Here is a 17,696-nt window from a genome sequence, read left to right as displayed (position 1 = left end):
CTTGCAGTCTCTTAGGGCTGCAGCACGCCGTTGATGACGTGGATCACGCCGTTCGACTGCATCACGTTGGCGGTGGTGACCATGGCCATGCCGCCCTTGGCGTCGGTCAGCATGACCTTCTTGCCCTTGGTGGTGACGGTGAGGGGTTCGCCCTGGACGGTCTTGAGCGTGGCCTGTCCGCCGCCCTGTTTGACCGCGGCCATCAGGTCCTTCGCCGTGTAGGTGCCGGGCACCACGTGATAGGTCAGGATCGCGGTGAGGGTGCCCTTGTTCTGGGGCTGAACCAGCGTGTCGACCGTCCCCGGCGGCAGCTTGTTGAAGGCGGCGTTGGTCGGCGCGAACACCGTGAACGGTCCCGGGCCGGAGAGCGTGTCGACGAGGCCGGCCGCCTTCACGGCCGCGACGAGGGTGGTGTGGTCCTTCGAGTTGACCGCGTTCTCCACGATGGTCTTGGAGGCGTACATCGGAGCGCCGCCGACCATCGGGTTCTTGGCTTCGGCCGCTCCTGCCGCGCCCAGCGTCAGGGCAAGCGCGAGCATGCAGGCGCCGCGGCGCCCTTGAAATCCCTTGAACATGTGCGTTTCCTTGTTTCGCCGTCTCGATCGAGACCAACTGACGGCGCTTACGGACCCGCCGGAAAAAAAGTTTCGCGCAACCGACTTGCGCGTCAATCGGTCGTGCGTCGACCGGACAGCCGACCGGCCCGGGGGTCCATGCAGGCAAGCTCATCGCCGAATCGTCGGACCAGCGGAGTTTTTCTCTCCTCCGAGACCGTTCGCCGAAACTTTCCTGTCTCGCGCTCCGTAGAGGCCACTGACGCCTGCCAAACAGGCGTCACCGTCTCGCACGGGCCGTGTCCATGTTCTGGTTCCGGCGCGTCCGAGGCTCACACTGCCGGAGGCGGACACCTCCAGTGCTCACGTCCGCTTCTCGCCGCCTGCTCGATCCGGCGGCGCGGTCCACGCCCGAACCTCCACGAAGACGGCCAGGGCACCCGTCGGCAGCGAGAGCATGCAAGAGGGAGCCATCATCATGCGAATCACGACACTGGTGCTCACCACGGCGACGCTGCTCGGCGCGCTGACCCTCGGCGTCGGCTCGGCCTCGGCCGCGACGCCGGACGGTCTGCAGGCGAGCGGAGCGCCGACGGCCTACACCGCCATGATGGGCCGCAAGAAAATGATGATGATGAAAAAGAAGCGGATGATGCATCATCACCGGTCGATGCATCACCGTAAGATGATGATGAAAAAGCGGATGATGTAATTGGCGCGAAGACGCCGCATCGAGTCTAGGGACGTCCAATGAGCGGCGGAGTGCCCGGAAGGGTGCTCCGCCTCTATGCAATACCGGTTTCGCGGACATCGTCGATACGAGACGTCTCGCCAAGGCGGCCATCCTGCGGGCCAAGGTCGAAGCAGGACAGCAATCCGAAGCCTAAGATCACTTCAGCGTTCGAGCTGCTTCCGCGAAGCCGGCCCAGGGATTACGCCTGACGGCGGCCAGGCGGCTCGACAGGTTCTCGACGGTGAACCGGCTGCCTGAGCCGAGCGAGGGCAATTCGTCCCACGCCACCGGGACCGAGACCGGTGCGCCCGGCCGAGCGCGGGTCGAGAAGGCCGAGACCGCCGTCGCGCCTCGCTGATTGCGTAGGTAGTCGATGAAGATCCGGCCCTCCCGCGCGCGCTTGGCAACGGTGGCGACGTAGCGGTCCGGCGCCGCCTTCGCCATCTCGGTCGCGAGGCGCTTCGAGAACGCCTTGGCCTCGTTCCAACCCGCTTTCGGCGCGAGCGGCACCACCACGTGCAGCCCCTTGCCGCCGGTCGTCTTCACGAACGACGCGTAGCCCAACCCGTCGAGCCGCTCGCGGATCTCGCCCGCCCCCGCGACGAGATCGCTCCAGCCGGTTCCCTCGCCCGGGTCGAGGTCGAAGACGAGACGATCCGGCTTGTCCGGATCGTCCAGCGTCGCGCCCCAGGGATGGATCTCCAGGACGCTCGACTGGACGAGGGCGAGCAGGCCGTCGCGGTCGCGCACCACCACCACGCTCTCCGAGCCGGCCTTCTCGACATGGAGATGTGCCGCATCCATGCCGGCCCAGCCGTGCTTCTGGTAGAAGCAGGAGCCGAGGCCCTCGGGGCAGCGCACCAGCGACAGCGGCCGATCGACCACGTGTGGCAGGACGTGCCCGGCGATCTCCGCGTAGAACTCGAACAGGCCCTGCTTGGTCAGGCCGATATCGTCCCACAAGACCCGGTCCGGGTGGGTCAGCCTCACATCGCCATGCTTGCCGGTCTTGGGCGAGCGCTTGGCGCTCGGCTTGGCCCGCGACTTGGCCTGCTTCGACTCCGTCATGCGAACCACGTCCTCTGCCCGCAGGTCCGGGCGCAGCGTCTTGAACGATGCGTGGCGAAGCTGCCCGTCGCTGGTGAAGGCGCGCAGGGTGACCTCGCAGACCAGCCGCGGCTCGACCCATTTGGCGTTCCGTCTGGCGAGCGGGGGGAGCTCGTCCGAGAATGGCGGCGCGTCGATCCGCAAGGGGTCGAGCTGCTTCCAGAGTTTGCGCGCCGTGGTGTTGGTGAAGCCGGTGCCGACGCGTCCGACATGGACGAAGGCGTCTCCGTCATGGACCCCCAGGATCAGGGAGCCGATCGAGCGCGGCGCAGAGGTCGAGGGCATGTAGCCGCCGATCACGAAATCGCCGGAGGCCGTGCACTTCACCTTGCGCCAGTGGTCGCTGCGGCCAGACCGGTACGGTGCGCTCGCGCGCTTGGCGATGATGCCTTCGAGGCCGAGCTGGCAGGCATGCCGCGCCATGGCGGCGCCATCCTCGACGAGATGCTCGCTGAAGCGGATGCGGGCGTCCGGGCCGACATCGTCGAGGGCCTGTTGCAGCAGGTCCTTGCGCTCCGTGAGCGGCAGGCCGCGCAGGTCGCGGCCGTCGAGATAGAGCAGGTCGAAGGCGTAGAAGACGGCAGGCTCGATCTCGCCGGTGGTCAAGGCCTGCTGGAGGGCAGAGAAGCTCGACACACCGCTCGCGGTCTCGACGACGATCTCGCCGTCGATCAGCGCAGAGGGCAGCTTCAGCGCCCTCAGGCCCTGTGCGACCGGCTTGAACTTCGCCGTCCAGTCGAGGCCCGAGCGGGTCGACAGCTTGACCTTGCCGCCGTCGATCCGGGCCTGGATGCGGTAGCCATCGTGCTTGATCTCGAAGAGCCAGTCCCGCCCGCTGGGAGCCGCCTCGACCAGGGTCGCGAGCGCGGGTTCGACGAAGGCGGGGAGGATCGCCTTTCTCCCCCCCGAGGCCCGGGCCACCGACGCCCTGCCGCTCGTCTTGCTCGTGGCGGCCACGCGGGCACGGTCGCGATGGTCCGCCCTCAGGGCTCCGCTCTCGGCGAGCTGATCGTTCGTGCGCCCCGAGAGCACCGAGGCCTCGTGCTCGTCGAGGATGTCGTCCTCGTCCTTGGCCCGGGCGTGCTCGTCCTCGACCTTCATCAGGAGCCAGGGCGCCTTCTTGTCGCTGCCCCGGCCCTTCATGCGCACGAGATGCCAGCGGCCCTTCAGGCGCTTCCCCCGAAGCGTGAATTCCAGGTGCCCCTTGGCGAGCCCGGCCGAGACGTCTCCGACGGGCGTCCAGCTGCCGGTATCCCAGACGATCATGGTCCCGCCGCCATACTGGCCCTTCGGGATCGCGCCTTCCCAGCGCAGGTATTCGATCGGGTGGTCCTCGGTCTCGACGGCGAGGCGCTTGTCGGAGGGCACAAGGCTGGGGCCGCGCGTCACCGCCCAGCTCTTGAGGACACCGTCGACCTCGAGCCTCAGGTCGTAATGCAGACGCCGGGCATCGTGCTTCTGGACGACGAAGCGCGCCCTGCGGGCCGCGCGCCCGCGTCCTCCGCTCGGCTCGGACGAGACCTCGAAGTCGCGTTTCGCGCGGTAGGAATCGAGGAGCTTGTCCATCGCCCGAGATGAACCGCAGACGGTGATGTCCTGTTCCCGCCCCGGCTTGCGAATGCTTCCCGCGGTGAAGTCGAAGCCAAGTTATCCACAGCATCAAATCCTACGGAACGAGTCAATACGGCGGCCGGTTGAGTCGCGGTATCGCCGAGCGATTCAAGATCTCGGTGGTCTCGACTGTCTAGACTTTCCGAAACACTGGAGTGAGCCGTGGCCGCCCGCGCGAATTGGAAGGGTCATCTTCGCCTGTCGCTGGTGTCCTGCTCGGTCGGACTGTATCCGGCCGTCAGCACCTCGTCTCATCTCAAGTGCCACACGATCAACCGCGAGACCGGAAATCGGATCAAGCAACTGATCGTCGACTCGGTCACCGAAGAGCCGGTCGACCGCGAGGACCAGATCAAGGGCTGCGAGGTCGCCAAGGACGAGCTCGTGCCGATCGAAGGCGACGAGCTCGACGAGATCGCGCTGGAGAGCACGCACACCATCAACATCGAGGCGTTCTGCCGCCGCAGCGACGTCGACGAGCGCTACCTCGACCGGCCCTACTATCTCGCGGCCGAGGACAAGGTGTCGCGCGAGGCCTTCGCGGTGATCCGCGACGCCATGAAGAAGAAGGGCATGGCCGGGCTCGGCCGGCTCGTGATCTACAGGCGCGAGCGCGTCGTCCTGCTGGAGCCCTACGGCAAGGGCCTGCTCGCGACGCTGCTGCGCTACCACGACGAGATCCGCTCCCCGACCGCCTATTTCGAGGACATGCCGGACGGGAAGCCCACCGACGAGATGCGCTCGCTCGCCGAGGAACTGATCGACCGCGCCACCCGCAAGTTCGACCCCAAGACCTTCGAGGACCGCTACGAGGGCGCGCTGATCGCCCTGGTTCAGGGCAAGGCCTCCAAGCCCGCCAAGGGCGCCAAGACCGCGAAGGCGGCTGCGAAGACCTCCGGCAACGTCGTGAACCTGATGGAGGCGCTCAAGCGCAGCATCGCCTCCGAGAAGTCGGGCGCAGCGAAGTCCGAGGGCGCGAAGACCGCCACGAAAACTCCGGCGCGGTCGTCCGGCGGAAGTGCCACCCGCAAGACCGCTTCGCGCAAGCCCGCTTCGCGCAAGACGAAGAAGGCGGCATGAGCGGCGCCGAACCCTTGCGCCAACGCGCGTTGGTCGTCGTGCCCTCGAAGGCCGAGCGCGAGAGAGCGTGCCGGGAGCTCGTCACGAGCGGCTACGACACGGTCGGCTTCTCGGACTGCGCGAATGCGTCTGCCTGGCTGGAAGAAGAGACGCCGGTCGTCGCGATCGTCGTCGCGGACGCATCCCGCGACTGCCAGGCCTTCCTCGGCGAGCTTCGCGAGCGGGGAACCGAGATCGAGCAGCGTTAGGATCGGTTGGCCGCTCCTCCGTGCGGTCCGCGTCCCTGCTTCGACGAGAGCGCTTGACAGCGTCGGTCGCGAGGAAAGACACCACGCTGTCCCGTTCTGCGCTTCCCGAGGTCGACGGGACGGCCGGACCGACCGGCGGAGAGCGAGAGCCATGGCGAGATCGACGATGAGCGCCCGCGACGCGGCGGAGGCGGCCTTCAAGAAAACAACGACGAAGCCGATCGAGGCTCCGGTCGCCGCGAAGGCGCCGACCATTCCCGGCGCGCGCGAGCAGGTCTCGCTGCGCATCGATCGCGACGTGCTCGAGCATTTCCAGGCCGATGGGCCGGGATGGCAGGATCGGCTCAACGCCGCGCTCCGCAAGGCCGTTGGCCTCGCCTGAGGGCGCCGGCCGGAGCGGGGCGACGAAGGGGCATCGCTTGTCCGTGAACCCGTTCCGGGCATTCTGGATGCGTCCGCGCCTCCTCGGCGCGATCGTCGTCACGATCGTCCTGGCGGCAGCTTTGCCCTTCGCATCGATCTGGAGCCGACTTCTCGTCGGCTGGTGCGCCGGCGTCGTCATCTACACGACGCTGGTGATCCGGCAGGCCTCCAGCGGCTCGCACGATGCCCTCCGTCGCGAGGCTTCGCGGCTCGACGACAGTGCGCTGGTGATCTCGGTCTTTGCCATTCTGGCGGCGGCGGCGAGCATCGGCTCCGTCGCCATGCTGGTCTTCGGCCAGCAGGAGCATGATGCCGACATGGTGGCTCACCTGGTCCTGGCAGCCGCGACGATGGTCTGCACCTGGGTCTTCGTCCAGATCGTCTTCACGATCCACTATGCCCACGTCTATTACGGGTCGGACGGGAACCGGGACAGCCGCGGCGGACTGGATTTCAACGGCGACACCAGGCCGGATTTCTGGGATTTCCTGTACTTCGCCGTGACGATCGGGGCGACATCGCAAACCTCCGACACGGACATCACGTCGAAGCGCATGCGTCGCATCGCGACGGTGCAGACGGTCTACGCTTATTTCTTCAACACGAGCATTCTGGCCCTCGCCATCAACATGGCGGCCGGCTTCGCTCAGCATTGAGGTGCGGGCTCCAGCGTGGCCGCGACCTCGACCTGGCCGAGGATCCGGAGCCTACGCTGCGCTGACTCCCTTTCGGACCAGACCGAAGGCTCATCGAACGATCAGTTCAGATAGCCGCGGATCGCGGTCGGGGCGAGCATCTCGCCGTCTTCGGTGACGATCCAGGGCTGCCGGGACGATTCCGCCAACACGCGGGCCGCGGCGACGAGCGCTTCGCGCAGGCTGGCGTAATGCGTCGAGACCACATGCGCGGCGCCTTCGGCGATGGCGGGCCAGACGGCGAGGTCGGCGGGCCGTTCGAGAGCTTCGGTTTCCATCGGGTCGCTCCTTTCCCTTTCGGGATCTCTGTGCCGGGCGATCCTCGCGGCTTCCGGTTGAACGGGCGGTGAGATCGGCTGTCGGCTGGTGTTCAGGTTGAGGAGCCTCGCATTCCCGGTCTCTGGAGGATGTGCCCCGCCGCACGCTCCCGACCCGCCCACGGGCGATGGCTTCGCGGCGCGTCACCGTGCGAAGCCGTACTTTCTACCCATTGCGGCGGCGGCCGGCGGGCGCTCTTAAGGCAGGACCGCTCCGGTCTCGTTCATTGCGAAGCCGAACGGGTGGCGGACCGAGCCACGTTTCGCGCTACGGGTTCCGGTCCGCCACTTTGCTTCGCCTCATCCAAATAAATTCCTCCGATAGGAATTTTATGATTGACAGCGCGACGCTCTTTCGGTACAAAACATGAACGTTCCAGAGGTGTGACGAGACGGCGGGGGTGGCGATGGCGTTCCTGAGCCCTCACACGCCGGACTCACGCAGGACGGTCGTGGCCCTGCTGGAAGACACCGATCTCAGCATGGCCGCGATCGCGCAGCAGACCGGCGTGCCCCTGGCGACGGTGAGACTCTGGAACCGTCAGGCGCGCATCCGCCCCTGGACACGCCCCTCGCGGCTCGAAACCAATCCTCGCTACTGGACGAAGCGACGCGTGGCAGCGGCCGCCCGACTACTCGGGCGCGGCGACCTCGATCCGGGCGATCTCGCCGAAGCGATGGGGGTGAAGCGTGACGATTCCGGCGTCCTGATGCTGGCCTGCGGGCTCACGGCCGCGAAAGCCTCCACGCCACGGCCACCGCCGATGGAGACGCTAGACCTCGCGGATCTCGACGCGGCCCTTCGCGGTCACATCGCCCGCCAGATCGCGGCCTTCGACGACCGATTGCGCAAAGCCGGCCCGGCCGACGACACCGCGCGGCTGCTGCGCGACGTCGGCGGCCTCAAGCGCCTTCTCGACGACCTCTCGACCCCACGCCCCCCGGATGCTGTCGGAGACACGGATGGAGAGCCTGAGCAGGATCTCGCCGCCCTCCGCGCGGATCTCGCGCGACGCTATGAGGCATTCGCGGCAGGCGGGGACGCTGCGGGCCTTCCTGCAGAGCCTGCCGCCGGAGCACCTGGAGGCGCTCGCCCATGATTGGCTGCACCTCGCCCGAGACGATCAGTTACCGCCGCCCGGGGACTGGACGACCTGGGCCTTCATCGGGGGGCGCGGCTCGGGAAAGACCCGGGCCGGCGCCGAATGGGTGCGCGGCCTCGCCCATGGCGACCCGAGCCTGACGCGCGAGCCGGTCGGGCGCATCGCGCTGATCGGCGAGACCTATGCCGACGTGCGCGACGTGATGATCGAGGGGCCGTCCGGCCTGCTTTCGCTGCCGCTTCTCGGTAGAGCGCGGCCGGTCTGGCAGCCCTCGCGACGCCGGCTCGGCTTCGCTAACGGAGCGGTGGCTCTCGCCTTCTCCGCCGAGGAACCGGATTCCCTGCGCGGACCTCAATTCGGGGCGGCCTGGTCCGACGAGGTGGCGAAGTGGCGCTACGCCGACACCGCCTTCGACATGATCCAGTTCGGCCTGCGCCTCGGTGGCCGGCCGCGCGGGCTCGTCACCACGACGCCGCGGCCGATCCCGCTGCTGCGGCGGCTGCTGAACGATCCGCGCACCGTGGTGACGCGCGCCCGCACCGCCGACAACGCGGCACATCTCGCGCCGGATTTTCTGGAGACGGTGGTCGGACGCTACGCCGGCACTCGCCTCGGCCGCCAGGAACTCGACGGGGAGCTGATCGCGGACCGGCCCGATGCCCTCTGGAGCCGAGAGGCCATCGAGGCGGCCCGCGTCTCCGCCGCTCCGGCCCTCGTGCGGCTGGTGGTGGCGGTGGACCCGCCGGCCTCCTCCCGCGTCGGGGCGGACGCATGCGGCATCGTCGCCGCCGGGCTCGGACCCGACGGTGCAGCCTATGTCCTCGCCGACGCCACCATGGCGCAGGCGCCGCCGGAGCGCTGGGCGCGCGCGGCCCTGGCGCTCTATCACCAGCTCCGCGCCGACGCCCTCGTCGTCGAGGTCAACCAGGGCGGCGAGATGGTCTCGACCATCCTCGCCGAAATGGATCCTTCGGTGCCCGTCACCCCGGTACGCGCCACTCGGGGAAAGTACCTGCGGGCCGAGCCGGTCTCGCTGCTCTATGCGCAGGGCCGGGTGCACCATGCCGGCGCCTTTCCGGCGCTCGAGGACGAACTCTGCGATTTCGGTCCCGGCGGCCTGTCGACGGGCGCCTCACCGGACCGGCTCGATGCGCTGGTCTGGGCGCTGACGCATCTGATGCTGACTCCCCAGGCCGAGCCGCGGGTGCGGGTGTTGTGAAGCACTGCGCGCGTAATCCCTCTCTCGCGCTCGAGGAAACTGAATGTCCAACCTCCTCACCCGCCTCGCCCAGGCCGCGGGCTATGCCCCCGCCACCAAGGCTGCCCCGACGACGGTGACCTTCTACGGCGAGGGCCGGCCGGTCTGGTCGGCGCGCGAGCCGGCGGCCTTCGCCCGCGAGGGCTATGCCCGTAACGCCGTCGCGCATCGCGCCGTGCGTCTCGTCGCCGAGGCGGCGGCCAGCCTGCCGCTGACCATCGATGGTGCCGAGGACACGCACCCGGTGCTCGCCCTCCTCGCGAGGCCGAATCCGCGGGAGGGCGGCGCGCGCTTCCTGGAGGGCATCTACGGACACCTGATGGTCTCGGGGAACGTCTATATCGAAGCCGTCAGCCTCGACGGCATACCCCGCGAGCTGTTCTCGCTTCGGCCCGACCGGATGCGCCCCCTGGCCAGTCCCGATGGCTGGGTCGGCGCCTACGAATACACGGCCGGCGGCCGGACGATCCGCTACGAGCAGGCCGGCCCGCTGCCGCCGATCCTTCATCTCGCCCAGTTCAACCCGCTCGACGACCATCTCGGGCTCTCCCCGATGGAGGCGGCGGCAGTCTCCCTCGACATCCACAACGCGGCTGGCGCCTGGCACAAGGCGCTCCTCGACAACGCCGCCCGGCCCTCCGGCGCCCTGGTCTTCGCGCCCTCGAGTGGCGCGGCGCTCAGCGAGGCGCAATTCAGCCGGCTCAAGGCCGAGCTGGAGGCGAACTATCAGGGCGCAGGCAATGCCGGCCGGCCGCTCCTCCTCGACGGTGGCCTCGATTGGCGTCCGCTCGCGCTCTCACCGAAGGAGATGGATTTCGTGGAGGCCAAGGCCTCGGCCGCCCGCGAGATCGCGCTGGCCTTCGGCGTGCCGCCCCTTCTGCTGGGGCTGCCGGGCGACAACACCCACGCCAACTACGCCGAGGCCAACCGCGCCTTCTACCGCCAGACCATCGTGCCGCTGGTCCGCCGCACCGCCGATTCCATCGCCGCCTGGCTGGAACCGGTCTTCGGGGCGGCCCGGCTCGGGCCCGATCTCGACGCCATCGAGGCACTGGCGAGCGAGCGGGAATCGCTGTGGCGGCGCATCGGAAGCGCGGATTTCCTATCCGTCGGCGAGAAGCGGGAAGCGGTGGGGTATCCGGCGGAGAGTCCGGGGCCCGAAGGCTGATCCGGTCCACGCATTGTTCCTTTGCCGTGCTCGCGATGACGAGCGCCCTCGAACCCCGATCATCAGAGGCGCCCATGGATGGCTATTTTGCCGGCTATGCCAGCGTGTTCGGCGTGCCCGATCTCGGGCGCGACACGGTCGTGCCGGGCGCCTTCGTCGCAAGCCTCGCACGGCGGGGTGCGGCCGGGGTGCGGATGCTCTGGCAGCACGATCCCGCCGAACCGATCGGGCGCTGGGTCTCCCTCGCCGAGGACGCGCGCGGTCTGCGCGTCGAGGGGCAGCTGAACCTCGCCGTGCAGCGCGCCCGGGAGGTCGATGCGCTGATGCGCGAGGGCGGCCTCGACGGGCTCTCCATCGGGTTTCGCGTGGTGAAGGCGATGCCGGAGCGCGGCGGCCGAAGGCTCGTCGCCGTCGACCTCTGGGAGATCTCGCTCGTGACCTTTCCGCTCCAACCCGGCGCGCGGGTGCTGGCAAAGGCGTCGGCCGATCTCGCGGAGCGCCTGCGGGCCCAAGCACGGCGGATGCGAACACCGCCGCTGATCCCAGCCGCAAGCGGGGTGGGGCAAGCGCGGCACCTCCCTTGAACTCCTTCAACCGTCGAGGACATCCATGACCGCACACAGCCCCATCGAGACGAAATCCGCCTCCCCTCTCACCGAGCACAAGGCGGCCACCGGCTCCGTCGACGCAGTGCTCGACGACTTCGCCCGCGCTTTCGAGGCCTTCAAGGAGGCCAACGACACCCGCCTCGGCCAGATCGAGAGCCGCCTCTCGGCCGACATCCTCACCGAGGAAAAGCTCGCCCGCATCGACACGGCCCTCGACCAGGCCAAGACCCGCCTCGACCGGATCAGCCTCGACCGCGCCCGACCGCCGCTCGCCGGGACCGACGGGACGCACCGCGATGCGGCCGGCACCGAGCACAAGGCGGCCTTCGATCTCTATGTCCGCGCCGGGGAAAGCACCGGCCTGAAGCGGTTGGAGGAGAAGGCGCTCTCGGCGGGTTCCGGGCCGGATGGCGGCTATCTCGTGCCGGCGACGATCGAGCGGGAGGTGCTGCGCCGGCTGGCCCAGATCTCGCCGATCCGCGCGCTGGCCAGCGTGCAGACCATCTCCGGCGGCCTCTACAAGCGCGCTGTCTCGCCCACCGGCCCGGCCGCGGGCTGGGTGGCGGAGACCGCGGCGCGGCCGCAGACGGACTCGCCGAACCTGCTGGAGCTGAGCTTCCCGGCCATGGAGCTCTACGCCATGCCGGCGGCGACGCAGACGCTTCTCGACGATGCCGTGGTCGACATCGATGCCTGGCTCTCGGCGGAGGTCGAGGATGTGTTTGCCGAACAGGAGAGTGTGGCCTTCGTCACCGGTGACGGTGTCGGGCGGCCGCACGGCTTCCTCGCCTACGACACCGTGGCGAATGCCTCCTGGGTGCCCGGCAAGATCGGCTTTCTCGGCACGGGCACACCCTCGGCCTTCCCGGCGAGCAACCCGGCCGACGTGCTGTTCGACCTGATCTATGCCCTGCGCGCCGGCTACCGCCAGAATGCCACCTTCGTCATGAACCGCCGCGTGCAGAGCACGATCCGCAAGTTCAAGGATGCGGAGGGCAATTACCTCTGGCAGCCGCCGAGCGGCGCGGACCGCACCGCCACGCTGATGGGCTTCCCCGTCGCCGAGGCCGAGGCGATGCCGGATATCGGCTCGGGCAGCCTGTCCATTGCCTTCGGCGACTTCAAGCGCGGCTATCTGGTGGTGGACCGTACGGGCCTGCGGACATTGCGCGATCCCTACTCGGCCAAGCCTTACGTGCTGTTCTACACGACGAAGCGCGTCGGCGGCGGGGTGCAGGATTTCGACGCGATCAAGCTCTTGAAGTTCGCCTGACCATCGCGAGGCGCCATGGTGTCTTTCCGGGCGCCCCGTGGCGGCCCCGGAAGGACGGTGCCGTCAGCGATCCGTTACCGCTTGCGTCCGACGACCGCGCCGGCATCCGCGAAGCGCTTCTTCGGCTTCGCCGCCCGGCGAAACGCGTCGGTGACGGGCTTGATCACGCGGCTGAGGATCCGCTCGAAGAAGAGCGCCACCGCCGAAACGATGATGGCGAGGAGGCAGCAGGTGCCGATCACGATCCCGAGCACGCCCGGTGTCGGCAGAACCATGATGCAGACCAGCCCGATCAGGGCGACGGCAGGAACCCATTTGCTCATGGCGGCCGATTTTCCGTGCGAGGCGAGCCGATCATTGCACTTTAATGCTTACGATTTGATCAATGGCAGGAATGTTGTCTTTCAGGCCGCGGCGATCTCCGGGTTTCGGGAAGACTTTCAGTCATGCAACCTGCGATGAGCGCCGAGATCCTGTCTCAAATTTATACCCGGACTATATTGACTCCATGATTTATCCGGGTAAAAAAGCCGCCGAGCAGGAGGCGGCCATGGCGACGGACGAGCGGATCTATACGGCATTCCACGATGGCAGCCGGTTGGCACGGGGAGCACCCGGCGATGTCTTCGTCGCGGTGAAGGCGCTGCTGTCGCGCGACGCGGCGACCCGCGTTCTGGTTTTCGACGACGCGACGGGACGCACCGTCGATGCCGACCTGCGCGGTTCGGACGACGACGTGCGTGCGCGGCTCGCCGCGCCGGAGCCGCCGGCCAGAGGGCCGGGCCGGCCGAAGCTCGGCGTCGTCGCCCGGGAGGTGACGCTCCTGCCGCGCCATTGGGACTGGCTTGGCGCTCAGCCGGGCGGAGCCTCGGTGGCCCTACGCCGTCTCGTCGAGGAGGCGCGCCGCGCGGATTCGGGTCCGGAGGAGCGGCGCCGGGCGCAGGAAGTCACCGATCGCTTCATGGCGACGGCAGCCGGCGACCGGCCCGGCTACGAGGCGGCGGCGCGTGCGCTCTATGCGGGTCAATCGGAGGGTTTCGCGGCGGCGATCGCGGCGTGGCCGAACGATCTGCGCGAGCACGCCACGCATCTGGCCGAACCGGCCTTCCGTTCCGGCTGATCGGACCGGTTCACGCGCATCTCCTCGCCCGAGGGACGAGGAGAAAGGCTCAACGTGCGCGCCGGCGTCCCGGCTTGGCGGCCCATTCCGTCGGGCGGCCGGTTTCGTTGGTCTGCATTGCCTCGAGCTGCGAGGCGCGGGCCTGTATCCAGCTCGCGTGCTCGCCGGTCGGCGTCACGGCGGTGAAGCCGCCGCAGGCGGTGCGGGCGCGCTTGTCCTGGCGCATGGCGCCGCTCGACCAGCTCACCACGCCGACCATGCGGCCGTTGCGCAGGATCGGGCCGCCGGAATCGCCGAGGCAGGCGCCGGCACCCGCGGTCTCGGCGAGGCGGTGCGCGTCGGTCACCACCGTGACGCGGTTGGCGACCTGGAGCGAACCGATCGAGACGAGACGAGCCGTGCGCAGGGTGCGCGCGGTGCTCCGCTTGTTCTCGGCCACCACACCGAATCCGGCGATGTCGACGCCGTCGCCGGAGTCGATCGACCCGTTGCCGCTCGGGTCGAGCGGCCGGAAGCCGGGGCCGACGGGCTGGGCGAGCTTCAGCATCGCGAGGTCGATGCCGGGCTGGTCCTCCGGCGAGGTGCCGGGCACGAAATCGGGATGGGTGGTCGCGGCCAGCGCCGGGATGCGGCGCTGACGGAAGGACGGATCGACCACAACGACGCTGTATCCGGCCTGGTGCTGGACGCAGTGGGCGGCGGTAAGGACGAGATCCTGCGAAATCAGCGTGCCGGAGCAGATCTCGCCGGTCGTGCTCTCGATGCGCACCACCGAGGCGCGCAGCCCATCGGGATCGCGGCTGACCTGCCCCTGCACCACCGCGTGGGCAGAGAAAGGAACGAGTCCGAGAACGGCGCCGGCGAGGGCGGCACGGACGGGGCCTGCGACCATGGTTTTGTCTCCAGCGCCCGGCGCGCCTCGAAACCTTCGGGCGCTCAGGCTAGCCGAAGGCAATGCCCCGGCCAAGCTGGAGTTCCCTCGGCGGGAGGCCTGCGGCGCTCAGCGCGTCCAGCGCGCGGTGCTGCCCCAGGCTGCCAGCGTCCTGTCGATCCAGCCGCGCTGTGGCCCCACGAGCACGCCCTGTGTGAGACCGCCGCAGACCTTCTGCACCCAGGCCGCCACGGCGAGCACGCCGGCACCGTCCGAGATCGGGCCGCCGGAATCGCCGTTGCAGCCGCCGGCCCTGGCTGCGTGCAGCCAGACCAGGATGCGGCTCGGCCCGTGCGGCTCGACCACCGGGAGATCGACGAGACGGAACTTGCCGGTGGAGCGGAAATCGTCGCCGCGCACCGCGCCGTAGCCCCCGAAGGTGAGGGACTGGCCCTGGCTCGGCATGGCATCGCTCAGGAAGGCGGGCGCGAACCGCGCCGGCAGCGGCTCGCGCGAGCGCAGCAGGGCGAGATCGATGGAGCGGGTGCGGCCGCGGATCGCGTCCGGGTCGTAGCCGGGATGGACGGCACGGGCCGCGACGTCGAGCAGCACCGGCTTGCCGGCCTCATCGCGGAAATGGACGCGGTTCTCGGCGAAGCCCTGCACGCAATGGCCGGCGGTGAGGACCGCATCGCGCGCCACCACGACGCCGGTGCAGGCGCCGCCCTTCGAGGTCAGCACCATGACGGCGGAGCGCGCCTCCGCCGAATCCGGCGCCTCGCGCCCGCCGGTGATGGCGGCGGCGGGGTCGGCGGCGAAAGCCATCAGGCAAAAAACCAGCAACGCGAGGCGCGTACTCCAACCCTCGGCCTCATCCCGTGCTTCGGGACGAGGGTGTGGATGGGATCGGCCGAGGAGCGGCCTGCGCATTTCGATTGGCCCGTGCGGGAGGTGAAGCATGACCCCGATACGCGTCGAGGACCTTGGCGTCGAGCCGGTGAGCCTCGCGGAGATGCGCAGCTTCCTTCGGCTCGATGGTGACGACGATGCCGAGGACGTCATGATCGGAGCGCTGATCACGGCGGCCCGCGCCCGGATCGAGACGATGACGCGCCGGCTCGTCAGGCCAGCTCGCTTCCGGCTGATGCTCACCGCCTGGCCCGCAAGCTGCGTGCTTCCGGTGCCGCTCAGCCCGCTCGTCGCCGTCACGCATGTCGGGCTCGTCGGTCCGGACGCCGTCGTGGAAGACATCGACACCGGCCTGCTGCGGATCGGCCCCGACCCTTGGGATGCGCCCTGCCTCCTGGTCGATCCGGCCGTGCCGCCGATCGATCGGAAGGCCGCCCTGATCGAGCTCACGGCCGGCAGTGGCGGTGACGGGCCGCCGGTTCCCGCGCCGCTCGCCCAGGCGATCCGCATGACGGTGGCCGACTGGTTCGAGAACCGGGGCGACGGCGGTGCCGCTCGGCCCCCATCGGCTGCCGGCGACCTCGTCGCGCAGCACCGCTTGCTGCGGCTCTAGCCGCTCCGGGACCCGACCGACCCCCCGTCTGCTTCGCGAGCACCTCCCCAGCGGGGGGATGAGACGGGCTGTCCACCATCGGAACATACCCATGATCCACACGCCCATCGGCGCGCGGCGGCGACGCTTCGTGCTCGAAACGCCCCTCGACACGCCGGATGGTTTCGGCGGCAGCCTGCGCCGCTGGGTCGCCGGGCCGGTGGTCTGGGGCTCGATCGCCCGTGCGCAGAGCGATGCGCTCGCACGCAACGGCCGGGAGGACACCGTGAGCCTGTACCGCGTCGGCCTGCGCTGGCGGCCCGGCCTGATCTCGGACATGCGGCTCGCCGCCGGCCCGCGCCGCTTCGCCATTCGTTCGGCTTGCGACCCCGACGGGCGCCGCCGCGATCTCGTCTGCGAGGTTGAGGAAGTCTCGCAGGGGGAGGCCGCATCATGAGCCCGCTTCTCCCTTTGCGCGCCGCCCTCCTCGCAACTCTCTCCGGCGATGCGGCGCTGGCCGAGGCCATGGGCGGCACGGTTCGCATCCACGACGAGCCGCCCTTCGGCTCGGCGCCGGTCTACGCCATCTTCGGCGATGCCGAGGCGCGCGACGATTCCGTGGATGGCGCGCGGCGACACCAGCTCGACCTCTCGCTCGTCGTGTTCGGCCAGCGCGGCTCGACCCGCAGCGCCCTCGATGCCGCCGAACGCATCGTCGCGCTCCTCGACGAGGCCGCGCTCACGCTCGTCGGTCACGCCCTCGTTTCGCTGCGCGTCACCTCGACCGCGACGCGCCGCGACGAGCGGACGGGCGAAATCCGCGCGACCGTGACGCTGAAGGCGGTCACGGAAGCCGTTTGATCCACCGCGAGAATCCGGAGCCCATCATGACCGCCCAGAAAGGCAAGGACCTGCTCATCCGGGCTGGCGACGGAGCCGGAGGATACGTCGCGGTGGCCGGCCTGCGTGCCCGTCAGATCGCCTTCAATGCGGAGACCGTCGACGTCACCAATGCGGATTCCGCCGGGCGCTGGCGCGAGCTCCTCGCCGGGGCCGGCGCGCGCCGGGCCTCGATCGCGGGCTCCGGCGTGTTTCGCGACGAGGCCTCGGATGCCCGGTTGCGCCAGAGCTTCTTCGACGGGGTGATCGACGGCTATCAGATCGTGGTGCCGTCCTTCGGCACGATCGAGGGGCTCTTTCAGATCACCAGCCTCGAATACCGCGGCGACCATGCCGGCGAAGTCACCTTCGACATGGCGTTGGATTCCGCCGGGCCGCTCGCGTTCACGGCGCTGTAGACATCACACCCTCACTCCCACCCAAACTCTTATCCTGAGGTGCGCAGCGCAGCGCAGCCTCGAAGGAGCACTCCAGCGATCGCGAGGCAACTGGAGCCCTCCTTCGAGGCTCCCGCTTCGCGTCCGCACCTCAGGATGAGGGGGGTGGGTGGGAACTCTTGAAACCATTCACCTCGGAGCCCGCCATGCCCAACCGCAAACGCGGCGAGGTGCCGCTCAGCCTTGCCGGCGAGCGCTACACGCTCTGCCTCACCCTCGGTGCGCTCGCCGAACTCGAAGAGGCCTTCCAGGCCGGCGACGTCGTCGGCCTCGCCGAGCGGTTTTCGCAGGGCCGGCTCTCGGCCCGCGACGTGATCCTCCTGCTGGGCGCGGCCCTGCGCGGCGGCGGGCACGATTTCGACGCCGCCGCGGTGGCGCGGTTGCCGCTGGCGGGCGACTTTTCCGCCGTCGCGGCGGCGGTCGGCGAGGTTTTGATCGCCGCTTTCGGAGACACGGGGTCGCCGCCGGACCCTCGCGTGCCACGGAGGGCCTGACCTCGGAGGCCGCGGCCTTCGCCTTTCCGTGGGACGACGCGATGGCGCTCGGCCTGCATGCCCTGCGCTGGACCCCAAGAACCTTCTGGGCCGCGACGCCGCGCGAGCTCGCCGCAGCCGCTGGCCTGCAAGCCGCCCCCGCCGCCGGCCGATCTGATCTCGATCGCCTGCTCGCCGCCTTCCCCGATCCGTGAG

23 protein-coding genes are annotated in these 17,696 nt (G+C 69.3%); 17 read left to right on the top strand and 6 right to left on the bottom strand.

Annotated features, from left to right (window positions below; translation table 11 throughout):
* Positions 1-11: 11 nt before the first annotated feature.
* The gene (locus tag HCU64_RS05025) at positions 12-575 is read right to left on the bottom strand and encodes a fasciclin domain-containing protein (protein ID WP_233382646.1); all 564 of its coding nucleotides are present in this window, start codon (positions 573-575) and stop codon (positions 12-14) included.
* Between the two features lie 457 nt (positions 576-1,032).
* Between HCU64_RS05025 and HCU64_RS05020 the strand changes: the two genes are divergently transcribed.
* Positions 1,033-1,266: a hypothetical protein gene (locus HCU64_RS05020; RefSeq protein ID WP_233382645.1), complete on the top strand. Its 234-nt coding sequence runs from the start codon at positions 1,033-1,035 to the stop codon at positions 1,264-1,266.
* 177 nt (positions 1,267-1,443) lie between these two features.
* Here the strand turns inward: HCU64_RS05020 and ligD are convergent, their stop codons facing one another.
* Positions 1,444-3,960, bottom strand: a complete 2,517-nt coding sequence (gene ligD / locus HCU64_RS05015) for a DNA ligase D (protein ID WP_233382644.1) — start codon at positions 3,958-3,960, stop codon at positions 1,444-1,446.
* A 207-nt stretch (positions 3,961-4,167) separates the two neighbouring features.
* On the opposite strand from ligD, the gene ku reads away from it, so the two are divergent.
* The 4 genes from ku to HCU64_RS04995 all read left to right on the top strand — a co-directional run bounded on the left by ku (position 4,168) and on the right by HCU64_RS04995 (position 6,412).
* Positions 4,168-5,085 (top strand): non-homologous end joining protein Ku, encoded by a 918-nt coding sequence (gene ku / locus HCU64_RS05010; protein WP_233382643.1) that lies wholly within the window; start codon positions 4,168-4,170, stop codon positions 5,083-5,085.
* Positions 5,082-5,333 (top strand): hypothetical protein, encoded by a 252-nt coding sequence (locus tag HCU64_RS05005; protein WP_233382642.1) that lies wholly within the window; start codon positions 5,082-5,084, stop codon positions 5,331-5,333. The genes ku and HCU64_RS05005 overlap by 4 nt, the downstream gene beginning before the upstream one ends.
* 151 nt (positions 5,334-5,484) lie before the next feature.
* Entirely contained in the window at positions 5,485-5,715 is a 231-nt protein-coding gene (locus tag HCU64_RS05000; RefSeq protein ID WP_233382641.1) for a BrnA antitoxin family protein, read from the top strand.
* Positions 5,716-5,782: 67 nt separating this feature from the next.
* Complete coding sequence (locus tag HCU64_RS04995; protein WP_233382640.1) at positions 5,783-6,412, top strand: DUF1345 domain-containing protein; 630 nt, start codon at positions 5,783-5,785, stop codon at positions 6,410-6,412.
* A gap of 101 nt (positions 6,413-6,513) precedes the next feature.
* Here HCU64_RS04995 and HCU64_RS04990 read toward each other — a convergent pair whose 3' ends face one another.
* Positions 6,514-6,729 carry a hypothetical protein gene (locus HCU64_RS04990; protein ID WP_233382639.1) on the bottom strand — a complete coding sequence of 72 codons (216 nt, stop codon included), beginning with the start codon at positions 6,727-6,729 and terminating at the stop codon, positions 6,514-6,516.
* A gap of 446 nt (positions 6,730-7,175) precedes the next feature.
* Between HCU64_RS04990 and HCU64_RS04985 the strand changes: the two genes are divergently transcribed.
* The 5 genes from HCU64_RS04985 to HCU64_RS04965 are packed head-to-tail and all read left to right on the top strand — an operon-like array spanning position 7,176 to position 12,178.
* Positions 7,176-7,868 (top strand): hypothetical protein, encoded by a 693-nt coding sequence (locus tag HCU64_RS04985; RefSeq protein ID WP_233382638.1) that lies wholly within the window; start codon positions 7,176-7,178, stop codon positions 7,866-7,868.
* Positions 7,786-9,090, top strand: a complete 1,305-nt coding sequence (locus HCU64_RS04980) for a DNA-packaging protein (protein ID WP_233382637.1) — start codon at positions 7,786-7,788, stop codon at positions 9,088-9,090. Before HCU64_RS04985 ends, HCU64_RS04980 begins: the two co-directional genes overlap by 83 nt.
* A 43-nt stretch (positions 9,091-9,133) precedes the next feature.
* Positions 9,134-10,297 carry a phage portal protein gene (locus HCU64_RS04975; protein ID WP_233382636.1) on the top strand — a complete coding sequence of 388 codons (1,164 nt, stop codon included), beginning with the start codon at positions 9,134-9,136 and terminating at the stop codon, positions 10,295-10,297.
* Between the two features lie 35 nt (positions 10,298-10,332).
* Positions 10,333-10,881: an HK97 family phage prohead protease gene (locus HCU64_RS04970; protein ID WP_267922122.1), complete on the top strand. Its 549-nt coding sequence runs from the start codon at positions 10,333-10,335 to the stop codon at positions 10,879-10,881.
* 25 nt (positions 10,882-10,906) lie between these two features.
* Positions 10,907-12,178, top strand: a complete 1,272-nt coding sequence (locus tag HCU64_RS04965) for a phage major capsid protein (RefSeq protein WP_233382634.1) — start codon at positions 10,907-10,909, stop codon at positions 12,176-12,178.
* A 74-nt stretch (positions 12,179-12,252) separates the two neighbouring features.
* On the opposite strand, the gene HCU64_RS04960 is transcribed toward HCU64_RS04965, so the two are convergent.
* A complete protein-coding gene (locus HCU64_RS04960; RefSeq protein WP_233382633.1) occupies positions 12,253-12,501 on the bottom strand; it encodes a hypothetical protein in 249 nt (82 codons plus the stop codon).
* Between the two features lie 227 nt (positions 12,502-12,728).
* Between HCU64_RS04960 and HCU64_RS04955 the strand changes: the two genes are divergently transcribed.
* Complete coding sequence (locus tag HCU64_RS04955; RefSeq protein WP_233382632.1) at positions 12,729-13,298, top strand: DUF2239 family protein; 570 nt, start codon at positions 12,729-12,731, stop codon at positions 13,296-13,298.
* Between the two features lie 49 nt (positions 13,299-13,347).
* On the opposite strand, the gene HCU64_RS04950 is transcribed toward HCU64_RS04955, so the two are convergent.
* Together HCU64_RS04950 and HCU64_RS04945 are read right to left on the bottom strand one after the other, a co-directional pair.
* A complete protein-coding gene (locus tag HCU64_RS04950; protein ID WP_233382631.1) occupies positions 13,348-14,190 on the bottom strand; it encodes a S1 family peptidase in 843 nt (280 codons plus the stop codon).
* 108 nt (positions 14,191-14,298) lie between these two features.
* Positions 14,299-14,994, bottom strand: a complete 696-nt coding sequence (locus HCU64_RS04945) for a S1 family peptidase (RefSeq protein WP_233382630.1) — start codon at positions 14,992-14,994, stop codon at positions 14,299-14,301.
* 133 nt (positions 14,995-15,127) lie between these two features.
* On the opposite strand from HCU64_RS04945, the gene HCU64_RS04940 reads away from it, so the two are divergent.
* The 6 genes from HCU64_RS04940 to HCU64_RS04915 all read left to right on the top strand — a co-directional run bounded on the left by HCU64_RS04940 (position 15,128) and on the right by HCU64_RS04915 (position 17,695).
* Positions 15,128-15,691 (top strand): head-tail connector protein, encoded by a 564-nt coding sequence (locus tag HCU64_RS04940; protein WP_233382629.1) that lies wholly within the window; start codon positions 15,128-15,130, stop codon positions 15,689-15,691.
* Between the two features lie 91 nt (positions 15,692-15,782).
* Positions 15,783-16,127 (top strand): head-tail adaptor protein, encoded by a 345-nt coding sequence (locus tag HCU64_RS04935; protein ID WP_233382628.1) that lies wholly within the window; start codon positions 15,783-15,785, stop codon positions 16,125-16,127.
* Positions 16,124-16,531, top strand: coding sequence for a DUF3168 domain-containing protein (locus tag HCU64_RS04930; RefSeq protein ID WP_233382627.1), 408 nt, complete (start codon positions 16,124-16,126; stop codon positions 16,529-16,531). The genes HCU64_RS04935 and HCU64_RS04930 overlap by 4 nt, the downstream gene beginning before the upstream one ends.
* A gap of 26 nt (positions 16,532-16,557) precedes the next feature.
* Positions 16,558-16,968 carry a phage major tail protein, TP901-1 family gene (locus HCU64_RS04925; protein WP_233382626.1) on the top strand — a complete coding sequence of 137 codons (411 nt, stop codon included), beginning with the start codon at positions 16,558-16,560 and terminating at the stop codon, positions 16,966-16,968.
* A 185-nt stretch (positions 16,969-17,153) separates the two neighbouring features.
* Entirely contained in the window at positions 17,154-17,501 is a 348-nt protein-coding gene (locus HCU64_RS04920; protein ID WP_233382625.1) for a gene transfer agent family protein, read from the top strand.
* Between the two features lie 41 nt (positions 17,502-17,542).
* Positions 17,543-17,695, top strand: coding sequence for a phage tail assembly chaperone (locus HCU64_RS04915; protein WP_233382624.1), 153 nt, complete (start codon positions 17,543-17,545; stop codon positions 17,693-17,695).
* Position 17,696 lies beyond the last annotated feature (1 nt).

This window comes from Methylobacterium sp. C25, from assembly GCF_021352225.1.
Classification (GTDB): domain Bacteria; phylum Pseudomonadota; class Alphaproteobacteria; order Rhizobiales; family Beijerinckiaceae; genus Methylobacterium.
The sequence above is the reverse complement of the archived record's forward strand: the minus strand, read 5'-3'. Positions and strand labels throughout refer to the sequence as shown.

Bases quoted from the DNA above. Each gene is read 5' to 3' on its own strand.
- HCU64_RS05025 (WP_233382646.1), bottom strand. From the start codon at position 575: ATGTTCAAGGGATTTCAAGGGCGCCGCGGCGCCTGCATGCTCGCGCTT.
- HCU64_RS05020 (WP_233382645.1), top strand. From the start codon at position 1,033: ATGCGAATCACGACACTGGTGCTCACCACGGCGACGCTGCTCGGCGCG.
- ligD (WP_233382644.1), bottom strand. From the start codon at position 3,960: ATGGACAAGCTCCTCGATTCCTACCGCGCGAAACGCGACTTCGAGGTC.
- HCU64_RS05005 (WP_233382642.1), top strand. From the start codon at position 5,082: ATGAGCGGCGCCGAACCCTTGCGCCAACGCGCGTTGGTCGTCGTGCCC.
- HCU64_RS05000 (WP_233382641.1), top strand. From the start codon at position 5,485: ATGGCGAGATCGACGATGAGCGCCCGCGACGCGGCGGAGGCGGCCTTC.
- HCU64_RS04995 (WP_233382640.1), top strand. From the start codon at position 5,783: ATGCGTCCGCGCCTCCTCGGCGCGATCGTCGTCACGATCGTCCTGGCG.
- HCU64_RS04990 (WP_233382639.1), bottom strand. From the start codon at position 6,729: ATGGAAACCGAAGCTCTCGAACGGCCCGCCGACCTCGCCGTCTGGCCC.
- HCU64_RS04985 (WP_233382638.1), top strand. From the start codon at position 7,176: ATGGCGTTCCTGAGCCCTCACACGCCGGACTCACGCAGGACGGTCGTG.
- HCU64_RS04980 (WP_233382637.1), top strand. From the start codon at position 7,786: ATGAGGCATTCGCGGCAGGCGGGGACGCTGCGGGCCTTCCTGCAGAGC.
- HCU64_RS04975 (WP_233382636.1), top strand. From the start codon at position 9,134: ATGTCCAACCTCCTCACCCGCCTCGCCCAGGCCGCGGGCTATGCCCCC.
- HCU64_RS04970 (WP_267922122.1), top strand. From the start codon at position 10,333: ATGACGAGCGCCCTCGAACCCCGATCATCAGAGGCGCCCATGGATGGC.
- HCU64_RS04965 (WP_233382634.1), top strand. From the start codon at position 10,907: ATGACCGCACACAGCCCCATCGAGACGAAATCCGCCTCCCCTCTCACC.
- HCU64_RS04960 (WP_233382633.1), bottom strand. From the start codon at position 12,501: ATGAGCAAATGGGTTCCTGCCGTCGCCCTGATCGGGCTGGTCTGCATC.
- HCU64_RS04955 (WP_233382632.1), top strand. From the start codon at position 12,729: ATGGCGACGGACGAGCGGATCTATACGGCATTCCACGATGGCAGCCGG.
- HCU64_RS04950 (WP_233382631.1), bottom strand. From the start codon at position 14,190: ATGGTCGCAGGCCCCGTCCGTGCCGCCCTCGCCGGCGCCGTTCTCGGA.
- HCU64_RS04945 (WP_233382630.1), bottom strand. From the start codon at position 14,994: ATGGCTTTCGCCGCCGACCCCGCCGCCGCCATCACCGGCGGGCGCGAG.
- HCU64_RS04940 (WP_233382629.1), top strand. From the start codon at position 15,128: ATGACCCCGATACGCGTCGAGGACCTTGGCGTCGAGCCGGTGAGCCTC.
- HCU64_RS04935 (WP_233382628.1), top strand. From the start codon at position 15,783: ATGATCCACACGCCCATCGGCGCGCGGCGGCGACGCTTCGTGCTCGAA.
- HCU64_RS04930 (WP_233382627.1), top strand. From the start codon at position 16,124: ATGAGCCCGCTTCTCCCTTTGCGCGCCGCCCTCCTCGCAACTCTCTCC.
- HCU64_RS04925 (WP_233382626.1), top strand. From the start codon at position 16,558: ATGACCGCCCAGAAAGGCAAGGACCTGCTCATCCGGGCTGGCGACGGA.
- HCU64_RS04920 (WP_233382625.1), top strand. From the start codon at position 17,154: ATGCCCAACCGCAAACGCGGCGAGGTGCCGCTCAGCCTTGCCGGCGAG.
- HCU64_RS04915 (WP_233382624.1), top strand. From the start codon at position 17,543: ATGGCGCTCGGCCTGCATGCCCTGCGCTGGACCCCAAGAACCTTCTGG.